Origin of the sequence: Streptomyces turgidiscabies Car8 (assembly GCF_000331005.1) — a bacterium.
In the GTDB taxonomy this organism is placed as follows: Bacteria; Actinomycetota; Actinomycetes; order Streptomycetales; family Streptomycetaceae; genus Streptomyces; species Streptomyces turgidiscabies.
Genome location: NZ_AEJB01000368.1, coordinates 1 through 5,243 on the forward strand (window position 1 = coordinate 1; position 5,243 = coordinate 5,243).

Below are 5,243 nucleotides of genomic sequence, written 5' to 3' on the forward strand. Positions count from 1 at the left end.
GAAAGTCACCGGGGCCGGGACCGGAGCCCTGGGCGTAGCAGTCCGCGGGCAGCGGGTCGGGGGAGCCGGTGGGGTCGAGGATGTGGGCGACGACGGCCACGGCCGTGTCCTGCCAGAAGTGGTGGCGGCGCAGCATCGGGTGGTCGCCCCCGCCGACGACGGCCAGGCCCGCCCGGTCCGCCGTCTCCCGTGCCCGGCGCACGCAGTCGGCGGATTCGGCGGGCGAGGTGACGCGGTCCCGGTCGCCGTGCAGGGCGACGAGGTGTCTGCCCGCCAGTTGCTCCACCGGCTCGCCGGGCGGCCACCACGGAGCCAGCGCGACCACGCCGCGCACCTGCGGATGACCGGCGGCGCGCAGGGCGGCCCGGCCGCCCATGGAGTGGCCGAGCAGCACGATGGGCACGGGTCCGGCCAGTTCGGCGAGTTCGTCCAGCGCCCGGTGGGTGTCGCGCACCGGGTCCGCCCGGGACCCGTTCCAGCCGCGCAGGCGGTAACGGACCTGGGCGACGAGGACGTCCTGGCCGGGCAGAGCGGCCGTCACCGCCCGTACGAAGGGATCCATCCGCAGGGCGGCGAGCTGCCAGGGCCGGGCGCGTCGGTCGCTGTCCGCCTGCCCACCGTGCAGTACGACGACGGCAGCACCCGGCGCCGACGGGCACCGGCGGGTCAGCAACGCACTCGCGGGCGCGACGGAGAATCCAGTCACAACAGGCCCGCCCCCTGCCCACCGTCCAGCACACCGACCCCGGCACCCCGCGAAGGCCGACACCGGCGCGACAGCAACGCACTCGCGGGCGCGGCGGGGGATCCGGTCTCGTACTGCCGCATGCCGTCGCTCTCCCAGTTTCGGTTCACGTGCCCGTGCGCACCGGCGGTGTTCGGGCCGGGTGGCCCATTCTCGCCGACCCGGCCGGTCACGACGGGGCCGCCGGTTTTCTTCTTGGCGGGCGCGGGAGGAAACCGCTGGTGCGGGCCATGTAGTCGGCGTAGCCGGGTCGGTCGGCCATGTGGCGTTCCAGGAGGCGCTTTCCGCTGCCCCGGGTCAGCAGCAGGCTCATGACCACCGGGGAGACCACGGACACGGCCGCTGCCTCGGGGGAGTCGCAGACCAGCAGGAACAGGCCCCACCAGACGCAGAAGTCCCCGAAGTAGTTGGGATGCCGGGTCCAGGCCCACAGGCCCCGGTCCATGATCTGGCCCCGGTTCGCCGGATCGGCCCTGAACCGGGCCAGCTGCGCGTCCCCCACCGCCTCGAAGCCGACGCCGACCGCCCACAGTGCGACGCCGGCCCAGGCGAGGAGCGACAGCGGTCCGGTCACGTACTGCGCGGCCTGGACGGGCAGCGACACCAGCCAGACCAGCCCTCCCTGGAGCAGGTAGACCATGCGCAGGGCGTACAGGTTCCGGTTGCCGGGGGCCTTCGCGAGCATCGCCTCGTAGCGCGGGTCCTCGCCGTGACCCCGGCCCCGGCGGGCGATGTGCGCCGCCAGCCGCAGCCCCCACACCGCTGTCAGTACGGTCACCAGCAGTCGTCGTACGACATCGCCTTCCCCGGCGGAGGCCACGAGGCTCACCGTGGCCACCCCCGTGAACCCGATGCCCCAGGCGACGTCCACGATCCGGTGCAGGCCCGTGCGTACGGCGGCGGCGAAGGTGACGAGCATGACGGCGAGGGCCGCGGCGGCGGCCGGGGCGAGTCCCTGCGCGAAGGCACCCCATGGGAATCCGTTCACGCCGTTCACCGTCCCTCGTGGTGGGTTCTCGAGGTCGCGGAGGGCTCCCTCGTGAAGAGGTACTGCTGGACGTCGAGGTAGCCGGCGCGGAACCCGGCCTCGGAGTAGGCGAGGTAGAAGGTCCACAAGCGGCGGAACGTCTCGTCGAAGCCGAGCGCCTCGACGTCGTCCGCGCGTTCGGTGAACCGCTCCCGCCACAGTCGCAGGGTCTCCGCGTAGTGCGCGCCGAAACCGTCACGGCGGGCAGGGCGCAGGCCGGTGTGGTCGCGGACCGTGTCCTCGATCGCCCGCGTGGACGGGATGAACCCGCCGGGGAAGACGTACTTGTGGATCCAGGTGAAGGTGTCCCGGGTGGCGAGCATCCGGTCGTGCGGCATGGTGATGGTCTGGAGCGCCACCCGGCCGCCCGGGGCGAGCCGCGCGTCCAGGGTGCGGAAGTACACCGGCCAGAACTCGGCGCCGACCGCCTCGACCATCTCCACGCTGACGACGGCGTCGTAGTCTCCGCGCGCCTCCCGGTAGTCGCACAGTTCGACGGAGATCCGGTCGGCGAGCCCCGCCGCGTCCGCGCGTTCCCGGGCCAGCGCCCGCTGTTCCCGGGAGAGGGTGAGCGAGGTGACGTGGGCGCCGCGCGCGGCGGCCCGGATGGCCAGTTCGCCCCAGCCGGTGCCGATCTCCAGCACGCGGGTGCCCGCGCCGACGTCGGCGAGGTCGAGCAGCCGGTCGATCTTGCGGTGCTGGGCGGCGGCGAGCAGGTCCCAGCTCGCCGGGAATCCCCGGAAGAGCGCGGAGGAGTAGCTGACGGTGTCGTCGAGGAAGAGGGCGAACAGGTCGTTGGACAGGTCGTAGTGACGGCTGATGTTGGTGCGGGAGCCGTCGGGGGTGTTGCGCTCGTCCTGGGGGTGACGCGGCGCCCACAGGCCGCGCAGCCGTTGCAGCGGAGCCGGGATCAGTTCGGCGGCGTGGGCGGCGAGCACGGTGAGGGTGGCGACGAGGTCGGGGGCGTCCCACTCCCCGGCCATGTAGGACTCGCCGAACCCGACCAGTCCCCCGGTGCCGATGCGGGCCTGGAAGGCGGCCGGGTCGCGCACGTCCAGCAGCGGCCCGCCCAGCCCGACGGTCTCGCCGCCCGCGAACCGCACCCGGAGCGGCAGCCCGCCGAGCGCCCGTCGGACCAGGGCCGCCGTCACCGCGGTCCGGGCGCGCGACGCCGGGGGCACGGCGGCGACGTCGGGCCAGCGGGCGGGGTCGACGGCGCGGGCCTGCCCGGGGAGGGCGGGGTGTGGCTCTGCGGTCCTCATGTCACGTTCTCCGGGGTGCGGTGGTCGGGGCGGGGCTGGACGGGCAGTCCCCGCAGGTACAGGCGTATTCCGTGGAACCGGATCGCGGCCGACCCGGCGAGGGTGGACCAGGGGTGGCGCAGCGCCAGCCGCAACAGGGCCGCCGGGCTCGCCTCGCGCCGGGTGCCGCGTACGGTCGCGGTGAACGCCCGGCCGCCGTCCCGGTCCAGCCGTACGGTCAGGTCGAGCCGCTCTCCGGGCGCGGGCAGCCGCATGCGGTAGTCGCCGTCGACCGGGAAGAACGGGGAGACGTAGAACTCCTTGCCGGTGCGCGCGACCCCGGCGGCGTCCGGGCTCAGCAGGTAGCAGTGCCGGCCGCCGTAGGTGTTGTGCACCTCCGCGACCACACAGCGCAGCTCACCGTCAGGGCCGTGGCACCAGTACAGGGTGAGCGGGTTGAACACGTACCCGAACACGCGTGCGTGGGTCAGCATCACCACCCGGCCACCGTCCAGGCGGACGTCGTGCCCGGCGAGGAAGGCGTCCAGTCCGGCGCGTACGGAGGGCAGGTCACCGGTGAAGTGGTCGCGCGGGTCGAACCGGGCCAGCGGGCGCAGCAGTAGCGGCAGTCGGGGCGGCCGGTCCGGGTCGACGAGCCACAGGTACGTGCGGTGCTTCAGGGTGTAGCGCAGGGGTGTGGTCCGCACATGCCGGATCGTGCAGGCGTAGAGGGCGGGTACGGCGCTCCCGGCGCTCACGGCATTCACGGCATTCACCAGCGTGCTCCCAGCGCGGCGGCGGCCTCGACGCCGGAGCGGCAGCCGTCCTCGTGGAACCCCCAGCCGTGATAGGCGCCCGCGAACGCGCAGACCGTACTGGCCAGTTCGGGAAGCCGCCGTTGCGCGGCCACCGACTCGGGCGTGTAGACCGGGTGTTCGTACACCATGCGGGCCAACACCCGCTCCTTGTCGACGCGGTCCTCCCCGCCCAGGGTGACGACGAACGTCTCGGCGGCGTCGAGGCGTTGCAGCCGGCTCATGTCGTAGCTGACCCGTACCCGGTCGGCGCCCGCCGCGCACGACGGCATCAGGTAGTTCCAGGAGGCGCGTGCACGGGGGGCGCGCGGCAGGATCCTGGTGTCGGTGTGCAGAAGCGTGGTGTTGCGGGAGTAGCGGAAGGCGCCCAGCACCTCCCGCTCCAGCCCGGTCGCGTCGGCCAGCAGCCGCAGCGCCTGGTCGGGGTGGACCGCGATCACCACGGCGTCGTACGGCTCGGTGGTGCCGTCGTCGGTCGTCACCTCGACGCCGTCGGCGTGACGGCGTACGGCGCGCACGGGAGCGCCGGTCCGTATCTCGCCGATGTGCTTGGCGACCCGGTCGACGTAGGTGCGCGAGCCGCCGGTGACCGTGCGCCACACCGGGGAGCCGCCCACCGAGAGCATCCCGTGGTGTTCGAGGAAGCGGAACAGATAGGCGGCCGGGTACCGCTGGGCGGTGCCGGCGTCGCAGGACCACACGGCCGACACCACCGGGGTCATGAAGTGGGCGCGGAAGTAGGCGGAGAAGCCCTCCCGGTCGAGGAACTCACCGAGCGTGAGCGGGGAGTCCTGTTCCTCCTCTGCGAGGAGCCGCCGGGCCGCCCGGTAGAAGACGGGCACCTCGGTCAGCAGTCGCAGATAGGGGCCGCGCAGCAGGTTCCGGGGCCGGGCGAACAGTCCGCCCGGGCCGCGCGCGCCCGCGTACTCCAGTCCGCACCCCTCGCACCGCACCGACATGCTCATCTCCGACTCCTGGGTGGCGACACCGAGTTCGTCGAAGAGCCGCAGCAGACGGGGGTAGGTGCGGCGGTTGTGCACGATGAACCCGGAGTCGACGTGGTGCACCCGTCCGTCGTACGGCGAGGTCAGCTCGTGGGTGTGCGCGTGCCCGCCGAGCCGGTCGTCGGCCTCGTACAGGGTGACGTGCCGGTCCAGCCCCAGGACGTACGCGGCGGTCAGCCCCGCCACCCCGGACCCCACCACCGCCGTCCGCCGCCCGTACCGCGCCACCCGCCCCGACCCGTCCGACGCCTCCCTCGACGTCCACTCCATCGCCTCTCCTCCCGCCTCCACGATCCGCGGTCCGCGATCGCGGTCTCCGCGTAATCCGGATCAGGTCGGACAGTGGATTGGTCGGGAAGGAGACGGTTTTGCCGACATTCCGGAGCGGAGTCCGGCCCGGGGGGCCGGGGT

General features: G+C 73.5%; 5 protein-coding genes. All 5 read right to left on the bottom strand.

The window, feature by feature from the left end; translation table 11 throughout:
- Positions 1–706: alpha/beta fold hydrolase (locus STRTUCAR8_RS27575; RefSeq protein WP_006379364.1), on the bottom strand; the 706-nt coding region annotated here is incomplete at its 3' end.
- 208 nt (positions 707–914) lie between these two features.
- On the bottom strand, positions 915–1,733 hold the full coding sequence (locus STRTUCAR8_RS27580; RefSeq protein ID WP_006379362.1) for a DUF1295 domain-containing protein: 819 nt from the start codon (positions 1,731–1,733) through the stop codon (positions 915–917).
- Positions 1,734–1,738: 5 nt separating this feature from the next.
- Positions 1,739–3,034, bottom strand: a complete 1,296-nt coding sequence (locus STRTUCAR8_RS27585; protein WP_006379363.1) for an SAM-dependent methyltransferase — start codon at positions 3,032–3,034, stop codon at positions 1,739–1,741.
- Entirely contained in the window at positions 3,031–3,780 is a 750-nt protein-coding gene (locus STRTUCAR8_RS27590) for a DUF1365 domain-containing protein (protein ID WP_006379361.1), read from the bottom strand. The genes STRTUCAR8_RS27585 and STRTUCAR8_RS27590 overlap by 4 nt, the downstream gene beginning before the upstream one ends.
- 5 nt (positions 3,781–3,785) lie before the next feature.
- A complete protein-coding gene (locus STRTUCAR8_RS27595) occupies positions 3,786–5,102 on the bottom strand; it encodes an NAD(P)/FAD-dependent oxidoreductase (RefSeq protein WP_006379366.1) in 1,317 nt (438 codons plus the stop codon).
- Positions 5,103–5,243: the final 141 nt, after the last annotated feature.